Consider the following 17,859-nt stretch of genomic DNA (forward strand, 5'->3'; position numbering starts at 1 on the left):
AAGACCATAAGATTTTTTGTATTCACTTGTACACCTATATATTTAATTACTCATTATTTATAAATCTATTTATAACTCTATGCGTTGTGGCATTTAGAAGCAAGGTAAAATTTAATTAACTTATTCCCGCTAAAAATTTTATGCTAGTTTTTACATTGCAGACTTGAAAATATTAATAATATCTTCTAATGTTGCCTTTTTAGGATTTGTAAAACCACATACATCTTTTAATGCATTTTGCGATAACTCTTTAATGTCTTCTTCTTTTACCCCCAGTTCTTTTAACCTCGATGGTATACCAATCTCTTGAGAGAGCTGGTTTATGCTTTCAATAATTTTGCCTCCTATTTCTTTTGTTGTTAATTTATCTACATCTATACCCATCGCTTTCGCTATATATATAAGTTTATTTTGAACTGCCTCAAGATTATATTCCAAAACATGAGGTAATAATACGGCATTACATACACCATGAGGAAGATCGTAAAATCCTCCTAATTGATGAGCCATAGCATGGACATAACCTAAACCTGCGTTATTAAAAGCAATCCCCGCCAAGAACTCTGCATATGCCATCTTTTCTCTTGCTTCAATATCATTTCCATTTTCTACCGCTCTTTTAAGGTAGTTGAATATAATTTCAATAGCTTTCAAAGCAAGTGCATCTGTAAATGGATTTGCATCAATCGAAATGTAAGCTTCAATAGCGTGAGTTAGTGCATCCATGCCACTTGCAGCTGTTAGAGATTTTGGCATACCTATCATCAAGAGAGGATCATTTACTGCTATTAGAGGTGTAATGCGCCAATCCACAATTGGCATTTTAATACGTTTTTCTTCATCTGTAATTATAGCAAATTTAGTAACTTCACTACCTGTTCCAGCCGTGGTATTTATAGCAACTAGGGGCAGTAATAATGCACTATTCCAACCACCACACTTTACTTTGTCTAGACGCTCTACCTCATCAATGAAATTCTTCTCTTTAGCAATGAGGCCTATCCCTTTTGCGCAGTCATGAGCTGATCCTCCGCCGCACGAAATAATAAAATCACACTTATTCTCTATCAAAAGCTTAAGTCCATTTGTTACATTTTTAATTGTAGGGTTGGGTTTTGTTTCATCAAAGACAACATATTCTATTCCTTCTTCTTCTAAAACACTAATTACATTATTCACAAGCCCAGCTCTGACAAGTACTTTATCTGTAACAATAATTCCTTTTTTAAAACCTAATTTTTTGATCTCCCTTCCCACATCTTTTAAACATCCCACACCTATTAAATTTATAGGGGGCATATGGAATTTAAATATTTTCACATTTATCACCTCATATCAAAAACTTTTTTAAAGTTTATAGAAAATACAATCCTTCCTCAATCAATAAATAAGAATACTCTCCTAGTTTATAACTGTAATTTTTGTAAACAAGTCAGTCAACATACTTAGTTTAAAGATGACTATGTTCTCAAAAATGCTAATAAGCCGGTATGCAAAGTTTTTACTTTTGGTCTTTGACTTTTTGTATTTTTAATTTCTTGTGTTGTTTTTTTGGTTTTACAATCCACTAAATCCACTATATATACAGGAAGAACAAAGATTATTTGTTATCAAAAAAGCTCATTACTTCCGCAGTTTCCTTAGCAATCATGAGTTCTTCATTTGTAGGAATTACAAGCACCTTAATTTTCGAATTTGGTTTTGTTATTTCTACAATTTGATCGCATTTTTTATGGCTATAATTCTTTTCTTTATCATATTCTATACCAATCCATTCTAACCCAATTATAGTTCTTTCTCTTACTTCTGGGCTATTTTCTCCAATTCCTCCCGTAAAGACAATAGCATTCACTCCATCTAGAGTTGTCATGTATCCACCAATATATTTTCTTACTCTATAGCAAAACATTTCTATAGCAATTTGAGCTCGTTGATTTCCGTTGTTTGCTGCCTTCAATATATCTCTTAGATCATTGCTTACCCCTGAAATCCCCAACAACCCAGACTTTTTATTTAAAATCTCATTCACCTTTTCAACACTCATATTTCCCTTTTGCATAAGATATATAACAATTGCAGGATCAATTGAGCCGCTCCGTGTTCCCATCATTAAACCTTCTAAAGGTGTAAAACCCATACTCGTATCTGAAGACTTCCCTTTTTTTATAGCACAGATACTTGCTCCATTTCCTAAATGACAGGTTATCAAATTCAACTCTTCTACTCTTTTATTCAAGTATTCTGCAGCTTTTAATGCTACATACTTATGCGAAGTTCCATGAAATCCATATCTTCTTATCTTGTGTTTTTCATACAGTTCATACGGTAAAGGGTATAAATATGCATATTCTGGGATAGTTTGATGAAATGCGGTATCAAAAACTCCTATATTGGGTTTGCCAGGTATCTTGTGTTCACAGGCTTCTATCCCCCTTATATTAGCAGGGTTATGCAATGGGGCTAAATCTATGCACTTTTTAAGTAATCTTTTCGATGTTTCATCAATAAGGGTGGGTTTTGTAAAGTATTCTCCTCCATGAGCAATGCGATGGCCAATAGCATCAATTTCATCCAAGCTGCCTAATACTCCTATTGATTGATCTGTAATAAGTTGCAAAACTTTTTGAATCGCTTCTTCATGATTTTGGATCTGCTCAGTAGTTGCACATTCTCCATTTAATGAACTATATTTTACCGTTGAGTCATTCAAACCTATTCTATCAATAATTCCTTTTGCTAATGCCAACTCATTATCTGTTTCAATTAGTTGGTATTTTACAGATGAACTTCCACAGTTAAGGACCAATATCTTCATCAAAGCTTCCTCCATTCATTCCTTCAATATTTTGTTAATTGTTTCTTCCAGTTTCTTCATCCCTTCACCCGTTATTGCTGAAACGAAAATAATATTTTCCATTTTAACTCCGCTTTCAAGTAATAGCTTTTTTCCCTTTAAAGGATTAGCTCCTTTTATATCTATTTTATTTACTACTCCAAAGATTTTTTTGCCTTCAAATGTACTGCAAAAACCAGGTGGTACTGCCATTTTACTGCTTGTCGCATCCTGAACAATAACCACTGCTTTGGCACTTAAGATTTCATTTATAACTGCATAATTGAATTTTCGTATCTCTATATATTCACCGGGAATATCTACAAATTCTCCCATATAAGTTATAGTTTGTGTCTTTAAAACATGATTTTCGCTTTTTCTAAGATTTGCTATCAATGTAGATTTGCCTGCACCTACTGGTCCTACAAATACTATTTTCTTACTCATTACTCTCTACCTTTAACTTTTTGTTATAGGGCACGGAGAAAAGTTCAAAACTCTCACAAGAGTATTCATTATTCGATGAATTGCTTCATCCACTGCTGAAATATTACCTATAATTACCAAAGAACCACTAAAACGGTCTAAAAAACCTATCTTTACTGTGGAAGTTTTCAGAGCAATATCGGCTGCAATTATTGCACCTTCCGCTGGAGTAATTGTCATAATTCCAATCGCTTCTTTTTTCTCTATTCCTAGTTTTTCGCACAACTCTATTTGAGGGCTTGCAATTATATGAGCAAGTGTAATCTGTTTGCCAGGAACATACTCCTGAATGATTCTCTGTTTTTCTTCCATCATTTATTTACACCCACATTTCTAATAACTTTTCGTTAATATTAGCAACAACAGTTGAGGAAACCAATTTTCCCTTTTGCACAGCACTTATTCCTGCATCTATTGCTACTTTAACTGCACTTATTTCACCACCTAAAACAACTATAGCTTTTCCTCCTAAAAATCTTGCTATTTTAATATCAATTATCTCAACGTTTGCTCCTTTTGCTGCCTTATCTGCAGCTTTTATAGCCGAAGAAACTGACAATGTTTCAATAATTCCTATTGAATTATAGTTCAACTTTTTTGATTGCTTTTTTCGTGGGAATACCGTACTTAAAGACGGATGAGGATTTGTTAAAACAACTTCTTCTATTACTCCTTCACTAAACACTTCTTTACCTCTAGATATTGCATTTTTTACCGCGCTTACCTCTCCCTCAATCAACACAATCAGCTTTCCAGGACATATATTATCAATTAATAGTAATTCTACAGGAGTAGCTTTTAGCATCACGTCAGCTGCGTATACTCCTCTCGTTATTTCTTTAAACTCTAACAATCCAATCAATCGCCCGCATAAAAAATCCTCCTTTTAAAACGGTCTCATCTTCCATCAAATGTAAATTTGGGTTTTTTCTAATTTACACTTTCTTTTTCCGCTAATTCTTCTCTTTTCTTCGGCAGATTTGGAGCTATGCAGTAATCATAAATAATTGCTCCCAATACACCACCTACTAATGGTCCTATTATTGGAACAAGTAGCCAATAAGCTCCAGAAAATGCTGCCTTGTCTCCTATTAATGCTGCAAATACTCTTGGACCAAAATCACGGGCTGGATTAATCGCATAACCAGTTGGAAGATGAGACCGTTTTTCTCCCCCCTCTCAATTTTTCGCCTATACTTTAAACTATCCTAAAAGCATCAACTAACACACATCTTCTTTGTCTGGTAAATGTTCTTGCTGAAGTCAAACCCTCACCCGTAGGTCCTGCAATGGTAAATGTTGTATATCCTTCTCCTCCAAACCCTAATCCCGCATATGAAGGAGCATTTTTAACAAAGATGGTAGTTTGGATAGCTCTTGCAAATGCAGTCATGTTTTCTACATTCTTTGAATGCATCATTGCAGTATGTCTATTACCACCTTCTGCTTTTACAGCAAGATTTATAGCTTCTTCTACAGTAGGTACTGTTACAAAAGGGATTACTGGCATGAGCTGTTCGTGGTATACAAGGGGATGTGAAACATCAACTGGCATTACTACTAATCTTATGTCCTTACCTGTTTCGATACCTATCTGCGATAGGATAAAATGAGCATCTCTTCCTATTAAATCTTTATTTATAGCCCCTCCTTGGAATATTAGTTCTGTCATTCTGTCAATATCTTTACCGTGTAATACATATGCACCTTCTCTTTTCATTCTTTCAAGCAACGTATCAGCGATTCTCTCAACAGCGATTATCTCCTTTTCCGCAATACATAGTAAATTGTTGTCAAAGCTTGCACCACATGCAATATCATGTGCTGCTTTTACTATATCTGCAGTTTCATCAACTACTACTGGTGGATTACCTGCTCCCGCGCCAATCACCTTTTTGCCACATCGCAAAGCTGTCTGAACGACTGCTTTTCCTCCTGTTACAACTACCATATTTACTTCAGGATGCTCCATTAATTTTTGTGCCGTCTGTATTGTGGGGTTATTTATACTGCAAACTAATCCGTTTGGTGCCCCTACTTTTAAAATTGCTTCATTTATTATTTCCACTGCCTTGTTTGAAGTCTTTTTAGCACTTGGATGAGGATTGAACACAACTGCATTCCCAGCTGCAAGCATACTAATTGTATTGTTAATAATGGTAGCTGTTGGATTAGTCACTGGAGTTATAGATGCTATAACTCCTACTGGCGCCATTTCAACTAAGGTTAGCCCTCTATCCCCCGTCCATGCTGTTGGTTTTAAGTCTTCTGTACCAGGCGTTTTTTTAGCAGCTAATATATTCTTCGCTACCTTATCTTCTACTCTACCTCTCCCAGTTTCACTACATGCTATCTCAGCTAATAGTCGGGCATTGTTTACACACGCTTCTCTTATTGCCGCTATTATTTCTTCCCTTTTTTCCAAGTCCATAAGTGCAAATTTCTTCTGTGCTTCTTTTGCACATTCTACTGCTTCGTTAACATCATTAAAAATCCCAAGATCCGGATTATCCTTTTCCTTTTTTTCTTCTGCTTCTTTTAAATTTATTTCATTTAATATTTTTTTTGTAATAGTAACTACCAAATTTTCATCAATCATTTTGCAAGACCTCCTCACTTATATAAAATTTCTAAAATGTGCTCCATTTCTTTTACACAAGAAGTTGCTACAGCAATATCTTCCTCCACACTTCCTCCACTAACTCCTATCCCGCCTATTAACCGTCCTCCCCACCTTAATGGTATCCCGCCACCAAATGTTACAAAATTTAAACTACTAGCATTATTTATCCCATATAATTCACCACTTGGTTGAGCTAATTCATGCAGCTCAGAAGTTTCCATCTTTAACAAAACTGCTGTTTTTGCCTTGTTAATAGCAAGTTCAATACTTCCTAGCAGGGCACCTTCCATACGCTCAAATGCTATTAAATAACCATATTCATCTACTACTGCAATACACATAGGTTTTCTTATTTCTTCTGCTTTTTCCTGAGCTTTCTGAATAATGTCTTTCACAATCTTAAATAGAATCTTTTCCTCTTTCATTTCATTGCTCACCCTTTCTTTTACACTTTTTGAAATTTCAGTTACTGCCTGTTTAATAATTTCTTCTGTTTCCTCAAATAAGGCACAACAGTATAGAAAATCAGATAATCTGTTGAGATACATTAAAATTTCTTCTCTTATATTTTGGCTCCTCTTAAGTTTTACAGCTTCCCTTTCTGCCCTTCTTACAACTGTTCTCGCAAGATGTAAAGACGAGGAAGACAAATAAGGTCCAGGTAAAATAAAATCCCTAGGCAATTTAATATTTTCAGTAATTTCATCTATTTTCTTTTCCACCCATTTAACTTCTTCTTGAGTAAGCCGTACTTCTAGTTTTTCAGGCTCTAATGTTGCCAGTTCACTGTTAAGAATAAACAAGTCTTCTTCTATTTTTTGCAAATAGCCCCTTACTTGTTCCCTTTTTACACACGACCTTGCCAGCGAGATTGCACTTATAGCCTCATCAACTGTCCCATAGGTTTCAACTCGTTGGTCACACTTTTCTACCTTCCTGCCTCCAATTAGAGATGTTTCTCCCTTATCCCCCACTCTGGTATATATCCTCATTTCAAGCTCGCCTCTTCTATTTCAATATTATCTACAATTCCCACTATAGCCGCATCTATAGGAACACTTTCATTCGCTGCAACTCTCGTTGCAGTACTTCCTCTTACAATCAAAACTGTCTCCCCAATTCCAGCACCTACTGTATCTACTGCTACTAATAGTTCACCATTTTTACTTTCTTCTTTTTCATCTGCTTTGTTAATAAACTTCATAGGCTGTACTATTAATAATTTTGTCCCTATTAAAAAGTCATTCTTTTTTGTTGCAACTACACTTCCTACCACCTTTGCTAATTGCACTTTACCCACACCGCCTTACTTTTTACTTACTTTTTAGATTATGTTTTTATAACTTTTAATTGGTTGTCACGGATAAAGTCCATTGCCAACGGTGTTATTATTGAGTCTTTTGCTATCTCAATTGTATCTATCTTCCCTTTTAACCCTATTATATCTTCTCGAGTTATTATTTTCTTTTCTAATCTGATATTTTTCGCTCCATTATAGTAAGAATTTTCCCTTTTGCTTTTTTCTTCTTTATTTATTTTTTCTGCAATTGAAAAGCTATTACTATTAAGATAACCTAGTACTTTTTTTGCCAGCTCAAATGAATTACAAAGTTCTATCCCATAGCTTTCAATGTCTTTGAAAATCTTGTCGTAAGAATTTTTTAAAGCAGGTGGGAAATTCGAAAAACCTAACTCTCTCCACGTCTCTACGTTTAGATCTGCAGCATCCCTTACTGCCACTATTGGAACGTCTGATAATACACAATTAATTGCAATTTGAGTTGGAAGGGTATCTAAAATAAGATGGGATATTTTTGAAGCAGTATTTCTTGTCAAGGTTGCAAAAATGACCATGTTATGTTTTTGAACACATTCTCTTGCGTTTATAGCTTCACCTTCTTCAATAACCTCCACACTCTCAAGCTGGTCAGAGATCATTTTTTTGTTAAAAATTTGCGACGCTGCCCTAGAAAATACAAGAGTATATTCTACCATACTGTTTTCTTTTATTTTTTTCAGCTCGTCTAGCGATATATCAAAATTTACTTTTCCACCAGTAAAAACTACAAGAATTTTTTTTGAAAGAAACTTTTTTACAACTTCCTCTACTATTCTTTTTATCATTTCAATTGAAATATCACTCATTTAAATTCACCCCTTCTCACAGGAAAGAGCTATGCCTAATGGAGTTATAAAAATAGGATACTGAGGGACTATCACTTTTTTCCTTGTCGTATTTTCTACTACTTCTTTCAAACCATGCAATGCACTTGCTCCTCCTACTAGATAAATAGTATCTATATTGTCAAAAGAAAAAGTATGCCTTTTTATAATTTCAGCTACTTTCTCCATGCATGGTTTTAAAATAGGAGTCAGCAATTTCTGCCTTTGGACATCTAGTTTTATTTTCTCTGCCTCTTCAAAACTGATGTTGAAATGTCCCGCAAGTACAAGTGTAAAATGCGTACCTCCCGTAGGCTCATCTGCAACATATACGACCTTCCCATCCTTCAATACAGAAATTCCTGTTGTGCCTCCTCCTATATCCACCACTATACCATCCATAATTTCTAGCAGTTTTGCAGCTGCGGTTGGTTCATCTACCACCTTTATTACTTCTAAACCAGCTTCTTCTACGACATATTTTGTTGCTTTTGACACTCCTTCCCCTGTCCCAGAAGGAATAGCACATGCCGCAACTCTAAGTTTCCCTTCTAACTCTTCATTCAGGAAATCTACCATTCTCTTCACTATCTCTTTTGCCCCCACAAAATCTACTACTACACCATCTTTTACAACCTGGGCACTCTTCATTGCCCCTGCAACTGGTTCATTATTCTCATTTAGCACTGCTACAACTACATTTGCTGTTCCTAAATCAACCCCTATCTTGTATTCTTTACCTTTTTTTTGAGGCTTTTTGTTTATAATATTTGCAAATTTCTCACATATCTTTTCAGATATTTTAGGTACAACTTTTGTATCCATCTCTTTAATGCTCCCTTTTAAATCAGTTTTCCTCCTTATAGTAAGATATACCCTTTTGCTTGGTTCTTAATTCCTGCTGCGTTTGCTTCATCAGTATCTACGTGCATTTCTAATACGAATTTTTCTGAAACTCGTGCAAGGACGTTTTCAAATATCAATTTCCTTTCCTCACCTACTTCTACCTTTAACAAGTTTTTATCTTTTATTCCTATCTTTTCTGCTAAATTTTTTGGCATATGAACATGTCTCATGGCAACAATTACACCTTCTTCAAGTTTAACCGCACCCATTGGCCCTACAATGATACATCCAGGAGTACCTTCATGATTCCCTGAATCTCGCACCTGAGCTTCTATTCCCAATGTATAACAATCTGTTTTGGAAACTTCAACCTGTGTTCTCTTCCGTGCTGGCCCTAAAATTCTCACGCTTGGCAAAATACCCTTAGGTCCTACTATTATAACCGTTTCTTTTGCAGCAAATTCACCAGGCTGCATTAAGTCTCTTATGGGAGTAAGAGTATAACCCTTGCCAAATAAAGCTTCCATGTGTTCTTCGCTTAAATGAACATGTCTTGCTGATACATTTATTGGTACTTCTATTTTCCTTCTACTTTTAACTCCTTCTTTTTCTTCATAATCCCTAATTTCTTTTATTATAATCCGGGTAAGTTCTTCAATATTGAGGCAGTCCATCATATCACCTCATTTTTAGCTCGTTGTAATGAATGCACAGTGTACGTGGTTCACCTTTTTTACGTGGACATCCAGGATCTTTGCAGAGATTGCACGTATATGCCATTCCTTCCTTATCATCTTCTTCCTCTACTTCTCCAGTTTCTTCTTTAGCCTCACTTTTATCCTCTTTCTCAAATTTCTGTTCTATTTCTCTTTTCTCTATTGTCTCTCCTTCTGTTACTTTTATCTTTGGCTCAGAATCGTTTTTCTCTTTTTCCTCTTTCTCGATAACTGGCATCAATAAAGTAAGGTTTTTTTCTTCTCCCACAATAAATCCTACCTGCTTATCAGGCCGAGGTATTATATGAACTGCATAAACTTTGCCTACCCTTAAAGCCGCTGCTTTGCCAGCTTCTACTGCTGCTTTCACAGCTCCAACATCTCCTTTTATCTTTACTGTTGTAAGACCACTACCTCTAGCTAATTCGTAACCTATTAGTTTTACATTGGCTGCTTTAACTGCTGCATCAGCGGCTTCAATTGCTGCAACAAGCCCTACTGTTTCTATTAATCCTATGGCTTCACTCATACCACCTCTCCACCTCACTTTCTTACGCAAAAACTAATGGTAAATTTTTGGCTAACCTGGCTGCATTTATACCAATATTTCTATACAAATTGGGATCGTACTTTTCTCCTCTCAGCGTCTGAATAGGCAAGTTGGGTGGTAAACGTCTCTGCAGCAATGCACAATCTCCATTTTTCAAAACCCCAATCCCAATTCCTAAGTTAGAATTTCTTGAAGCGTTTTGTGCTAAAACCTCTACAGAATCTTCAACCTTTTCTACTTGTTGGATTTGAAAGGGTACGCCTTCTTCTTCTAAACCTTCGCAAATTTTCTTTAAATATATGTTTGTTCCTTCTATTGTATCACAATATATAAGTACTACAGGTTTTTTTATTTCATCCTTACTCATTTCCTTTTACACCTCGACAAAACCAATCCTGTTGCTACCGCATTTCGTGGTCCTTCTACATTTCTTATATTACCCCTTCCCGCTACAATACCATAACCTGCTAATGTATCAGAAATCATTTCTGGGATTTCAAAATCTAATGCTGATCCTCCTACCATTACCACAAAGTCTATTAGTCGAATATTACCTGCAGGAGCTACTTTTGAAAGAGCACGTAATGCGTTAGTAACAAAAACTTTTCTTTTTGCATTTCGTCGGACATTTATTACCTTTTCCATGTTCAACTCTGGTGGTAATGGTAAAAGCCCATCTTCTCTTAATAAGCACACTCTTGCAAATGTTCTTGGATCTAATGGTTCTTTGAAAAATCTTACTGTTCCATCTTCTAAACGAATGGAAAATAAGCTTTCTACTCTACATACCGGATATTTCTTTATATCTTCTACCAAATATTTATCTTCTATCCCTAGTTCTGTTTTTATTAACATATTAACCATTTCTCCTGCGCCTGCCATATGAACGCTTTTCACTTCCCCGTTTTTAGTCATTAAAGCCGCATCAGTAGAACCTCCTCCTAAATCAAGTATTGCTAATGGCAACTCTGTACCCGGTGTAGTAAGTGCACCTATGATGGCCATATTTGCTTCAATTCCTGCTATTTCAACAGCAATGCCAATTTCCTGTTCTATTTTTTGAGCAACCTTTTCCATTGGTAATTTTGAACTTTTTACCATTGCAGCAAGTGCCACTGCATTTTCAGATGAAAATTCCTCTGCAATTCCGCCTTTTACTTTTTGCCGCACTAAGGTATCTACTGCAAGCACATCTTGAATTTGAATATTAGAACTGTCTTGCCCTGTCACATCTGCCATGGTTTCTTTTATCCTTGCAATTAAGCCTCCAACGTTAGTACCCGGAGTCCCTTTCGCATCTACAAGTGGCCATGTGCTTTCTACTGCACTCATGATTGCCTCTGCACCTTCTTCAATGTCTACAGTAAAGGTTCTGTTGTTTCCCTTTATAATTAGGGTTCCTGCCGGTATTTTCCTTTCCTGAACTTCTCCTTTTGGAGTCCTTATAACTACTGCTGATCGGTTACCTATCAAAGCTCTTGCTACCGGTACAATATTTTTGGTTTCCTCTGCCGTCAAATTAAAAACCGATGCTATTCCATAGGGATTTGAAAGAGTTTTAATTGTGTATCCAGGTTCCGCCACTTCCACACATGCTAACATTCCTATTGGAACTTTCTCTATTTGTTTTACTTCATCAACAATTGGAATCCTTCTTTGAAGTCTAGTGGCAATTAAAACTCCGTCATCCTTTTGTGCAATTGCTCCTTTTACTTCTACTCCTTTGGAAAAAGCATTATTTATAATCTTTGCAGCATCTTCATAATCAACATTTTTAGGGATCACTACAATTACTTCTTCCCCGTGTTTACATTTTTCTAATTCAAAGATGGGGATAGTAATACCTATCCCCAGCCCCACCCCTCCCGGAGTTGTGGGATTGTGACCTATCATTGTAGATTCTGTGATTATTGTTTCAGTAATAGCTTCCATCGCAATATCTGAAATAACGGGTGTAGCTTCATTTATTCTCAGCAAATCTATATCTTTAATAGTTAAATTGGCCTTTCTTACAGCATCTTCTAAAGCATGTCGAACACCTTCAACATTTTGAGGCGTTCCTTTAATACCCGTCGTGTTTGAAATACCACTCGCTAAAAACCTTATTTCGTCCCCGTTCACTTTTGCTAACGCTACCTCAGTAGTGCTATTCCCTATGTCTACACCTGCAATGATCATATTTGTCTCCTCCACCCATGTTATTCCATACCTTTTAACCTACCACGTCTCTCATACACCTCCGCAGCTTCTCTTACAAAGGCTGCACACACCTTCGCCCCATATGCATTATCAAGTTCATCAGCTATCGCTAACAATTCTTCTTTAGTAGAACGATAAGGCCTCAGCGCATTGTAAATTTCAAGAATTCTTTTGTCAGGCACTTTTGTAAGCTCGGCTGCACGTCTAAAGTTATTTGCTAGTTGCTTTCTCCCTGCTGCTTCAGCTATTTCTGCTTGAGCTAACAAGGTTTCTGGTGAAATCTTAAGATCATCTGGTAATACTTTGCCTTCTCTTACAGCTTGAAGTGTTATTTCATTTATTGTCTTGCCTGTTATACTTTTCGCTAATTCAGGTTTATTTTTCGCAAGTGGATAATCTCTCTTAGGATCTAACTTTGGCAAAGAAGAGCTTGCCGTTTTTTGCTGATTTTGTGTTCCTTTATCACTTGTCAAGTTGGTTAATACTTCTCGTACTATTATTTCAAGGGTCTTTTCATCTATCACTCTTATTCCCCCCTTTTCTAGCAAAAGACACCTTTAACTCTACTGGTTTAGCACCAGTTTGCACATATTTGGTTTCAAAATTATGCATTACTGCAGCTATTGCCTGGTATTTAGGCCTTGCCATTTGATCGTTTTGTACAGGAACTGGTGCAGGAGATTCGCCTTTGGCATACAGTGCAACATTTCTTCCAATTGCTCTATACGTTTCTAGAGTCAAAACTGGACATTGTGGGAAAAGTTCTAGGTTGTTCAAAGGTTGTAAGTCTTTCTGATGAATAGCAACCGTACCTCGTGATTGAATACCAATTCCAATTCCCGACCCCGAAAGTTTTGCAGCTGTGTGGGCAATGAACCCAACATCAGCTGTGTGTTTCACTCTTACTATTCGTGCTTTTAATCCTTGTTCTGTAATTCCTGATATTATTTCGCGAAGGATATTACCCAGTGGTATACCAATGATATTTTTCTTAAATTTTATATAAAAGCCAGGAGAAACCCCTATTACAACCTCATCCACATTTACACCTTGTTTTGCTTCCCCTATCTCCTCAATTATCATTTCCCATTCTTGATTTGCATCATCTGATGATTGTGTCGCTGGAGCTGCAATTTCAACATTTTCCAACTTTTTCAAAACTTCCTTTACAATTTGCTCAACCAATGATTCTGTTTTAACCATTCTTACACTATCCCCCTTTATTTATCAAACTCTTCAGGCTAGATCTTCTGGCTTAAGCGCTTGTGGTACATTCTTGATTCGCTCCCATCTCTCTTTTGAAAGCCTGAAGCCTGTACCAGGGCCTTTATAGTCATTTGAATTATTTACAGCCGAATCTATGTTAAAGTCTTTATCCAAAACAGCTGACGTCTGCAAATAATCACCTGCTATCCTCTGTTTGAGCATGTTCAACACATTTTCTGCTACATCTGTAAATCCACTTTCCGCTAATGCCTTTACAACGTCAAGACCTGTTAGCCCTTTCTCCATGAGTTCTGTTGCAGCTTTGAGATCTGCATTGACATCTCTTGGAGGCATATCTTTTGAACCATGCGCATATGTTGCTGCTTCCACTTCTTCATCTGTAATAGGCGGCAGATTCAACTTCTTGAATACCGATTGTAAAGCTCTTGCTGCCTTGTTCCTTACAGCAATAACCTCATCTTCTGTCACAGGACTTACTCCACCTTCTACCATCAGATCTCTCTGCAACATGAGATAATCGTCAAAGTCCTCTGCATCAAAATTAGAACCTGCAAACATATTATCATAGTTTGGTACAGCACTATATCCTGAGAAGATAAGGTCGGTACCTGGCAACATTAGCAATAATGTTCTTGCCGTTCTTCTGATATCAGAATGAGAGAATGTCTGGTCATTACCAGATGCAACTTCTAAATCCTCCATCATTGTGATAAGGTTCTCAGCAGCAACAGCTCTAATGCCCCCTGGTACGGCACCTGGAACACCAATGCAACTTATAGAACCATTTTGTAATCCTTGAACTCCTGCACCTTTTGCTATCATCACACAGCGTGCTTCAAGGTAAAGCATTGATTTCCCTTCTGCGAATCCCATTTGACACTCAGAACCTGTTCCTGAAGTGAATCTCATCTTCAACCCTCTTGAAGCATATGCAGAAGCAAGAAATGCTTTTGACCATGGAGTATCATCGCCATCTACGAATACTTGCTCTGTGCCATACACAGAAATGGTTTCCGCATAGGAAGTAAAGCCTCTCATACCAATCGTTAACTCAAATGATTCCTCTAACGCATCTTGTGTAAGCACTCCACCACGTCCTGTTTGAGAACCAACTAGTAATGCTAAGGCGTTGAAAGGTGCATATCTTGTTATTCCTACTGTCGTTTCTAGCTCATCAAATCCACGTAATGCTGCTTCTGCTGCATCTGCTGCAATAAGCACTGGATTATCGCGTAAATTTGTAACATGTGCCTGGCTACCTGGTCTCTTTTTTGCTCTCATCTTTTGTATAGCCATCATAATCTCAACAACATTCAAGTGGTTGACAACTTCCACTACTTTTGCAGGTGTTAAGCCTGATACAATCTTTACTATTTCTTCTCTTGGAACGTTTATATCTACCAACATCCTTGCAATTTCTAGGCTATCCATCCCCATAGCCTTTTCAGCCATTTCTATGTTGATTGCGTAATCTGCGATAAACTGCTCAATCATATCAAATTCTTCGCGTTTTTTACCATCCATTTCAACAATTTTACCATTTTCTATTTTAATGCTTGGTTTAGGATCATTAGGACTGTTTACAGCAATCAAGCCTACTTCTGGCCATTCTGCTATAATACCGTCTTGATTCACAGGTCTTTTAGCTAATACTTCAAATCGCTTAGACCTCATTCTCACTCCCTCTTTTCTTTCAAATTTGTTTCGCTATCGTGCGAAGTTAGATATATGGATGAGTTAAATATAAGGTTCACCACTCAGAGATTTTGGTGCCTCTCCAAGTGTACTTAGAAGCTTCAATCCCACTTCTCTTGCAGCAATAATAGCTTGTCTCACTGCTCCAGAATCTCCTGAAATAAATAATATCGCCTCATTTGCCATACTGGTACCTTTTGCTGGACTAGCATAGCCAATAACTTCTACTTCTGCTGCCTTTACAGCAGTATCACAGCATAATACTCCAATTGCAGCTGGTGCTCCCACAATCAATCCAAATGCCTTTCCTAACGGAGCTCCAAATGCTTTTTGCAATGCATAGCTTGCTCTTGCAGTATACTGGAATTCTAAATGTCCAGCTTCGTTTACATATACATCGCCAAAGGTGCGTCTCAGCTCTTTCAATGCAACCTCTACTGCTCTTCTTGCATCCGAGACTTCTTCTGCACCGAAGATGATAAGGTTCCCATGTCCAGCGCCACCTTTCGTATCCCTTGGCAATTCAATAGCAACTACTTCTGTGTTTGTAGCTTTTACTGCTTCATCCGCAGCCATTATTTGTGGTCCTGCTCCTGTACGACCACCAATTATTCCTATAGAACGATACTTTGGGTCAATTCCCATTTTCTCATGCAAAGAAGCATCCACATTTGCAATTACCAATCCAATTGTGTCACCTAGTGCAGTACCTACAAATTCAGTCAAGCCTGGATTTGTAATTACTGGCTCTCCTCTATTTGCTTTATTTTCTTCTTTTTGCTCTATTCCTACTTTTTTCAATACATCTTCGACTACTTTTTTGATTACTTGTTCATCCATATTATCCTAGTACCTCCTTTCTTTCACATAAAATTTTTACTCTTCAGCTTTAGGAAGAATCTTCTCAACATCTGCGTGAGGTCTTGGAATTACATGGACAGATACAACCTCACCAACTTTTCTTGCTGCTGCTGCCCCTGCGTCAGTAGCAGCCTTAGTCGCCCCTACATCTCCTCTTACCATTACAGTTACTAATCCTGACCCTATTTTTTCATAACCAACTAGTTTTACGTTTGCTGCCTTTGCCATCGCATCTGCAGCTTCAATTGCTGGTACTAATCCTCTTGTTTCTACCATTCCTAATGCTTCACCTGTCATTAAAAGACACCTCCATAATAGTTTGTTTTTTAATATTTTATTTTTCTTTATTTATAATTCGCCTTAATAACAAAATTACCTCTTAATAAAAATGACATATCCACTGTAATAAATAGATGAATTAATTTTATAGAAAAAATTACTAATTAAGTATTATAACTGTAATAGAATTTTTTTGACTTCTAGATGTTCTTTTTTGACATCCCACCAGAATGAGTTCTAATCTTTTGCATAGAAATTTAACATCGCGTTAACAGAAATTATACATAAAATTATATATTTATTAAAAACTAGAAACTTTATAACTAGTATCTAATAGATCTCTTTGACTATTAATTGGCGTCCTCGCATTATTTTAATGAAAAAATATATATATTAAATGTAAAAAAATCCCTTTGTAATAAGGGACATAAGAAAAAAGCACTAAAAAACATCTTATTTCATTTATTAAAAAATTATTAATATTAATGGAATAACGTTAATTTAATATTGTCAATTAAAACAAAGTACTAATTGCTATAAATAGTAAAATAATACCACTTATCAGTGTTCCAAACTGACTAAGTGTAAAAGAACCTATCCGTATTTCCGCAACTCTTTTTCCTAATTTTACACCTACCCAAACAGAAATAAAGCTTCCAATTGATGTAGTTAATGATATAGTAAAAGGAGAAAAGCTTAAAATGCCTGCACCCAAACCGTTGGTAAGAGCATTTGCTGAAAGGGCTATTCCTAAAAGAATTGCTTCAATCAAACTGATTTCTCCTGATTTATCCAAATCTACAATTTCGGGACTTTCTAAAATGTCTTTTATAGAATTATATTTTGACTGTCTTACCTTTTTGTTAACTGACTTGCGAGGTACGGCTAGTAAAATAATTCTAAGTCCGATTATAAACAGCAAAAAAGCCCCTACAAAAATAGAAAGTGACCCAGGCAGTACTGAATTTAACCATTTGCCAAAGATAATCCCAGATATACTGAACAAAAAAGCTATTATTGCGATAATAGCATTAGAGAAAAAACTTATTCGTATATTTCGTATGCCATAAGAAAGGCCTACACCAAAGTTGTCTATGCTTGCTGATATTGCAAGGCCTAAAATAATTAGCCATTTCATATTTTATACATTCCTTTCTATCGAATTAATTTAAAAAATGGCACTGTTGATTAACATTAAAAATGGTTATTTTTAAGATACTCCTGGTTTTTATCTTGATAAAATTATAAATTTTGGAAATAATTTATTTTAATATGAAATTTTTCATTTTCATCTTTTAAAAGCTTTCTATTTTTTCTCTGAAACTTTTAACAAAATTATATTTATAAATTGCAATATTAAATGCAACACCTAATGAAAATC

Annotated in this window: 19 protein-coding genes and 2 pseudogenes; all 21 read right to left on the bottom strand. The window is 36.2% G+C overall.

All coding sequences use genetic code 11. The features are described from left to right. Positions 1-150 precede the first annotated feature (150 nt). The 21 genes and pseudogenes from M663_RS0101530 to ytaF all read right to left on the bottom strand — a co-directional run bounded on the left by M663_RS0101530 (position 151) and on the right by ytaF (position 17,616). Entirely contained in the window at positions 151-1,320 is a 1,170-nt protein-coding gene (locus M663_RS0101530) for an iron-containing alcohol dehydrogenase (protein ID WP_009052516.1), read from the bottom strand. A 280-nt stretch (positions 1,321-1,600) separates the two neighbouring features. Then, positions 1,601-2,815: an acetate kinase gene (locus M663_RS0101535; protein ID WP_009052517.1), complete on the bottom strand. Its 1,215-nt coding sequence runs from the start codon at positions 2,813-2,815 to the stop codon at positions 1,601-1,603. A 15-nt stretch (positions 2,816-2,830) separates the two neighbouring features. Further along, positions 2,831-3,280 (bottom strand): EutP/PduV family microcompartment system protein, encoded by a 450-nt coding sequence (locus tag M663_RS0101540; protein WP_003870152.1) that lies wholly within the window; start codon positions 3,278-3,280, stop codon positions 2,831-2,833. A 12-nt stretch (positions 3,281-3,292) separates the two neighbouring features. Further along, complete coding sequence (locus M663_RS0101545; protein WP_003870151.1) at positions 3,293-3,634, bottom strand: BMC domain-containing protein; 342 nt, start codon at positions 3,632-3,634, stop codon at positions 3,293-3,295. 4 nt (positions 3,635-3,638) lie between these two features. After that, entirely contained in the window at positions 3,639-4,181 is a 543-nt protein-coding gene (locus M663_RS0101550) for a BMC domain-containing protein (RefSeq protein WP_029687715.1), read from the bottom strand. 68 nt (positions 4,182-4,249) lie between these two features. Then, a pseudogene (locus M663_RS15035) lies at positions 4,250-4,471 on the bottom strand (aquaporin); the annotation flags it as partial. A 46-nt stretch (positions 4,472-4,517) separates the two neighbouring features. Continuing rightward, positions 4,518-5,918, bottom strand: a complete 1,401-nt coding sequence (locus M663_RS0101560; protein ID WP_029687717.1) for an aldehyde dehydrogenase family protein — start codon at positions 5,916-5,918, stop codon at positions 4,518-4,520. 14 nt (positions 5,919-5,932) lie between these two features. Further along, positions 5,933-6,934 carry a cob(I)yrinic acid a,c-diamide adenosyltransferase gene (locus M663_RS0101565; RefSeq protein ID WP_029687718.1) on the bottom strand — a complete coding sequence of 334 codons (1,002 nt, stop codon included), beginning with the start codon at positions 6,932-6,934 and terminating at the stop codon, positions 5,933-5,935. Continuing rightward, the gene (locus M663_RS0101570) at positions 6,931-7,233 is read right to left on the bottom strand and encodes a EutN/CcmL family microcompartment protein (protein ID WP_029687719.1); all 303 of its coding nucleotides are present in this window, start codon (positions 7,231-7,233) and stop codon (positions 6,931-6,933) included. Before M663_RS0101570 ends, M663_RS0101565 begins: the two co-directional genes overlap by 4 nt. A gap of 38 nt (positions 7,234-7,271) precedes the next feature. After that, a complete protein-coding gene (locus tag M663_RS0101575) occupies positions 7,272-8,087 on the bottom strand; it encodes a flavoprotein (RefSeq protein WP_003870145.1) in 816 nt (271 codons plus the stop codon). A gap of 6 nt (positions 8,088-8,093) precedes the next feature. Further along, the gene (eutJ, locus tag M663_RS0101580; protein WP_029687720.1) at positions 8,094-8,930 is read right to left on the bottom strand and encodes an ethanolamine utilization protein EutJ; all 837 of its coding nucleotides are present in this window, start codon (positions 8,928-8,930) and stop codon (positions 8,094-8,096) included. A 35-nt stretch (positions 8,931-8,965) separates the two neighbouring features. Beyond that, entirely contained in the window at positions 8,966-9,625 is a 660-nt protein-coding gene (locus M663_RS0101585; protein ID WP_003870143.1) for a phosphate propanoyltransferase, read from the bottom strand. A gap of 331 nt (positions 9,626-9,956) precedes the next feature. Continuing rightward, a pseudogene (locus M663_RS15800) lies at positions 9,957-10,196 on the bottom strand (BMC domain-containing protein); the annotation flags it as partial. 22 nt (positions 10,197-10,218) lie between these two features. Next, complete coding sequence (locus M663_RS0101595; protein ID WP_003870141.1) at positions 10,219-10,584, bottom strand: glycerol dehydratase reactivase beta/small subunit family protein; 366 nt, start codon at positions 10,582-10,584, stop codon at positions 10,219-10,221. Further along, the gene (locus M663_RS0101600; protein ID WP_029687721.1) at positions 10,581-12,395 is read right to left on the bottom strand and encodes a diol dehydratase reactivase subunit alpha; all 1,815 of its coding nucleotides are present in this window, start codon (positions 12,393-12,395) and stop codon (positions 10,581-10,583) included. Before M663_RS0101600 ends, M663_RS0101595 begins: the two co-directional genes overlap by 4 nt. A 20-nt stretch (positions 12,396-12,415) precedes the next feature. After that, entirely contained in the window at positions 12,416-12,940 is a 525-nt protein-coding gene (locus M663_RS0101605) for a diol dehydratase small subunit (protein ID WP_003870139.1), read from the bottom strand. Continuing rightward, positions 12,930-13,619 (bottom strand): propanediol/glycerol family dehydratase medium subunit, encoded by a 690-nt coding sequence (locus M663_RS0101610; RefSeq protein WP_029687724.1) that lies wholly within the window; start codon positions 13,617-13,619, stop codon positions 12,930-12,932. The genes M663_RS0101605 and M663_RS0101610 overlap by 11 nt, the downstream gene beginning before the upstream one ends. A gap of 33 nt (positions 13,620-13,652) precedes the next feature. Then, the gene (locus M663_RS0101615; RefSeq protein ID WP_029687725.1) at positions 13,653-15,317 is read right to left on the bottom strand and encodes a propanediol/glycerol family dehydratase large subunit; all 1,665 of its coding nucleotides are present in this window, start codon (positions 15,315-15,317) and stop codon (positions 13,653-13,655) included. A gap of 63 nt (positions 15,318-15,380) precedes the next feature. After that, complete coding sequence (pduB, locus tag M663_RS0101620; RefSeq protein ID WP_029687727.1) at positions 15,381-16,178, bottom strand: propanediol utilization microcompartment protein PduB; 798 nt, start codon at positions 16,176-16,178, stop codon at positions 15,381-15,383. A 36-nt stretch (positions 16,179-16,214) separates the two neighbouring features. Next, on the bottom strand, positions 16,215-16,496 hold the full coding sequence (eutM, locus tag M663_RS0101625; protein ID WP_029687728.1) for an ethanolamine utilization microcompartment protein EutM: 282 nt from the start codon (positions 16,494-16,496) through the stop codon (positions 16,215-16,217). Positions 16,497-16,992: 496 nt separating this feature from the next. After that, positions 16,993-17,616 carry a sporulation membrane protein YtaF gene (ytaF, locus tag M663_RS0101630; RefSeq protein ID WP_009052523.1) on the bottom strand — a complete coding sequence of 208 codons (624 nt, stop codon included), beginning with the start codon at positions 17,614-17,616 and terminating at the stop codon, positions 16,993-16,995. Between the last annotated feature and the right edge of the window lie 243 nt (positions 17,617-17,859).

The sequence above is a fragment of the Thermoanaerobacter sp. A7A genome, from assembly GCF_000445185.1.
Taxonomy (GTDB): domain Bacteria; phylum Bacillota; class Thermoanaerobacteria; order Thermoanaerobacterales; family Thermoanaerobacteraceae; genus Thermoanaerobacter.

Excerpts from the sequence above, each read along its gene's own strand:
- M663_RS0101535 (WP_009052517.1), bottom strand. The coding sequence starts at position 2,815 with ATGAAGATATTGGTCCTTAACTGTGGAAGTTCATCTGTAAAATACCAA.
- M663_RS0101540 (WP_003870152.1), bottom strand. The coding sequence starts at position 3,280 with ATGAGTAAGAAAATAGTATTTGTAGGACCAGTAGGTGCAGGCAAATCT.
- M663_RS0101545 (WP_003870151.1), bottom strand. The coding sequence starts at position 3,634 with ATGATGGAAGAAAAACAGAGAATCATTCAGGAGTATGTTCCTGGCAAA.
- M663_RS0101560 (WP_029687717.1), bottom strand. The coding sequence starts at position 5,918 with ATGATTGATGAAAATTTGGTAGTTACTATTACAAAAAAAATATTAAAT.
- M663_RS0101565 (WP_029687718.1), bottom strand. The coding sequence starts at position 6,934 with ATGAGGATATATACCAGAGTGGGGGATAAGGGAGAAACATCTCTAATT.
- M663_RS0101575 (WP_003870145.1), bottom strand. The coding sequence starts at position 8,087 with ATGAGTGATATTTCAATTGAAATGATAAAAAGAATAGTAGAGGAAGTT.
- eutJ (WP_029687720.1), bottom strand. The coding sequence starts at position 8,930 with ATGGATACAAAAGTTGTACCTAAAATATCTGAAAAGATATGTGAGAAA.
- M663_RS0101585 (WP_003870143.1), bottom strand. The coding sequence starts at position 9,625 with ATGGACTGCCTCAATATTGAAGAACTTACCCGGATTATAATAAAAGAA.
- M663_RS0101595 (WP_003870141.1), bottom strand. The coding sequence starts at position 10,584 with ATGAGTAAGGATGAAATAAAAAAACCTGTAGTACTTATATATTGTGAT.
- M663_RS0101600 (WP_029687721.1), bottom strand. The coding sequence starts at position 12,395 with ATGATCATTGCAGGTGTAGACATAGGGAATAGCACTACTGAGGTAGCG.
- M663_RS0101610 (WP_029687724.1), bottom strand. The coding sequence starts at position 13,619 with ATGGTTAAAACAGAATCATTGGTTGAGCAAATTGTAAAGGAAGTTTTG.
- M663_RS0101615 (WP_029687725.1), bottom strand. The coding sequence starts at position 15,317 with ATGAGGTCTAAGCGATTTGAAGTATTAGCTAAAAGACCTGTGAATCAA.
- pduB (WP_029687727.1), bottom strand. The coding sequence starts at position 16,178 with ATGGATGAACAAGTAATCAAAAAAGTAGTCGAAGATGTATTGAAAAAA.
- eutM (WP_029687728.1), bottom strand. The coding sequence starts at position 16,496 with ATGACAGGTGAAGCATTAGGAATGGTAGAAACAAGAGGATTAGTACCA.
- ytaF (WP_009052523.1), bottom strand. The coding sequence starts at position 17,616 with ATGAAATGGCTAATTATTTTAGGCCTTGCAATATCAGCAAGCATAGAC.